Origin of the sequence: Caulobacter sp. CCH9-E1 (genome assembly GCF_001556515.1) — a bacterium.
GTDB lineage: Bacteria > Pseudomonadota > Alphaproteobacteria > Caulobacterales > Caulobacteraceae > Caulobacter.
The window spans coordinates 1-1,687 of sequence record NZ_LSJA01000277.1 but is presented as its reverse complement, the minus strand read 5'-3'; the positions used below and the strand labels follow the sequence as shown (position 1 = coordinate 1,687).

Here is a 1,687-nt window from a genome sequence, read left to right as displayed (position 1 = left end):
CCCCACCCCCAGCCCCTCCCCGCAAGGGGGAGGGGAGAAGGTTCAGAACCATGACCGCTCCCCGCGTCCTCATCGCCGACAAGCTCAGCCCTGCCGCCGTCGACATCTTCAAGAACCGCGGCCTGGACTTCGACATCAAGGTTGGCCTGTCGAAAGACGAACTGATCGCCACCATCGGCGACTATGACGGCATCGCCATCCGCTCGGGCGCCAAGCTCGACAAGGACGTCATCGCCGCCGCCCACCGCTTGCGCGTCATCGCCCGCGCCGGCATCGGCGTCGACAACGTCGACATCCCGGCCGCCACGGCCAAGGGCATCGTGGTGATGAACACGCCCTTCGGCAACTCGATCACCACGGCCGAGCACGCCATCGCCATGATGTTCGCCCTGGCCCGCCAGATCCCCGCCGCCGACGCTTCCACCCAGGCCGGCAAGTGGGAGAAGAACCGCTTCATGGGCGTGGAGCTGTACGCCAAGACCCTGGGCCTGATCGGCGCCGGCAACATCGGCGGCATCGTCGCCGACCGGGCGCTGGGCCTGAAGATGAAGGTCGTGGCCTACGACCCCTTCCTGTCGCCCGAACGCGCGGTGGAAATGGGCGTCGAGAAGGTCGAGCTGGAAGACCTGCTGTCGCGCGCCGACGTCATCACCCTGCACACCCCGCTGACCGACAAGACCCGCAACATCCTGTCGGCCGAAGCCCTGGCCAAGACCAAGAAGGGCGTGCTGATCGTCAACTGCGCCCGCGGCGGTCTGGTCGACGAGGCGGCCCTGCGCAAGCTGCTGGACGACGGCCATGTCGGCGGCGCGGCCTTCGACGTGTTCACGGTCGAGCCGGCCAAGGAAAACCCGCTGTTTGGCTCGGACAAGGTCGTCGCCACCCCGCACCTGGGCGCCTCGACCTCGGAAGCCCAGGAGAACGTGGCCCTGCAGGTCGCCGAGCAGGTCAGCGACTACCTGCTGACCGGCGCGGTCACCAACGCCCTGAACAGCCCCTCGATCACCGCGGAAGAAGCCCCCAAGCTGAAGCCGTTCGTGGCCCTGGCCGAGAAGATCGGCGCCTTCGCCGGCCAGATGGTCGACTTCGGCATCAAGGCCATCGACATCGCCTTCGAGGGCGAGGTCTCCAACCTCAACGTCAAGCCGATGACCTCGGCGGCGCTGGCGGGCGTGCTGAAGCCGATGCTGGCCGAGATCAACATGGTTTCGGCCCCGGCCGTGGCCAAGGAGCGCGGCATCACCGTCTCCGAGAGCCGCCAGGAAGTCAGCCCCACCTATGACAGCCTGATGCGCGTGACCATCACCACCGAGAAGGGCAAGCGCGCCTTCGCTGGCACGGTGATCGCCGGCGCGCCGCGCATCGTTGAGGTCAAGGGCATGGAGCTGGACGCGGCCTTCTCGCCGGCCATGCTGTACATCAACAACCTGGACAAGCCGGGCTTCATCGGCGCCCTGGGCGGCCTGCTGGGCGAGGCGGGCGTCAACATCGCCACCTTCAACCTGGGCCGCGTGGCCGCCGACGAGGACGCCATCGCCCTCGTCGGCGTCGATCAGGCGCCGGACGCGGCCCTGCTGGGCAAGATCCAGGCCCTGCCGCACGTCAAGGAAGCGCGCGCGCTGACGTTCTGATTATAGATGCTCCCCCGCGATGCGGGGGAGCTGTCACGGAGTGACTGAGGGGGCGA

The 1,687-nt window shown here is 67.9% G+C and carries 1 protein-coding gene; it reads left to right on the top strand.

Features of this window, described 5'->3' with window-relative positions; genetic code table 11:
* The first annotated feature begins 50 nt into the window (after positions 1 to 50).
* Positions 51 to 1,631, top strand: a complete 1,581-nt coding sequence (gene serA / locus AX690_RS15660) for a phosphoglycerate dehydrogenase (protein WP_066680479.1) — start codon at positions 51 to 53, stop codon at positions 1,629 to 1,631.
* Positions 1,632 to 1,687 lie beyond the last annotated feature (56 nt).

Bases quoted from the DNA above. Each gene is read 5' to 3' on its own strand.
- serA (WP_066680479.1), top strand. From the start codon at position 51: ATGACCGCTCCCCGCGTCCTCATCGCCGACAAGCTCAGCCCTGCCGCC.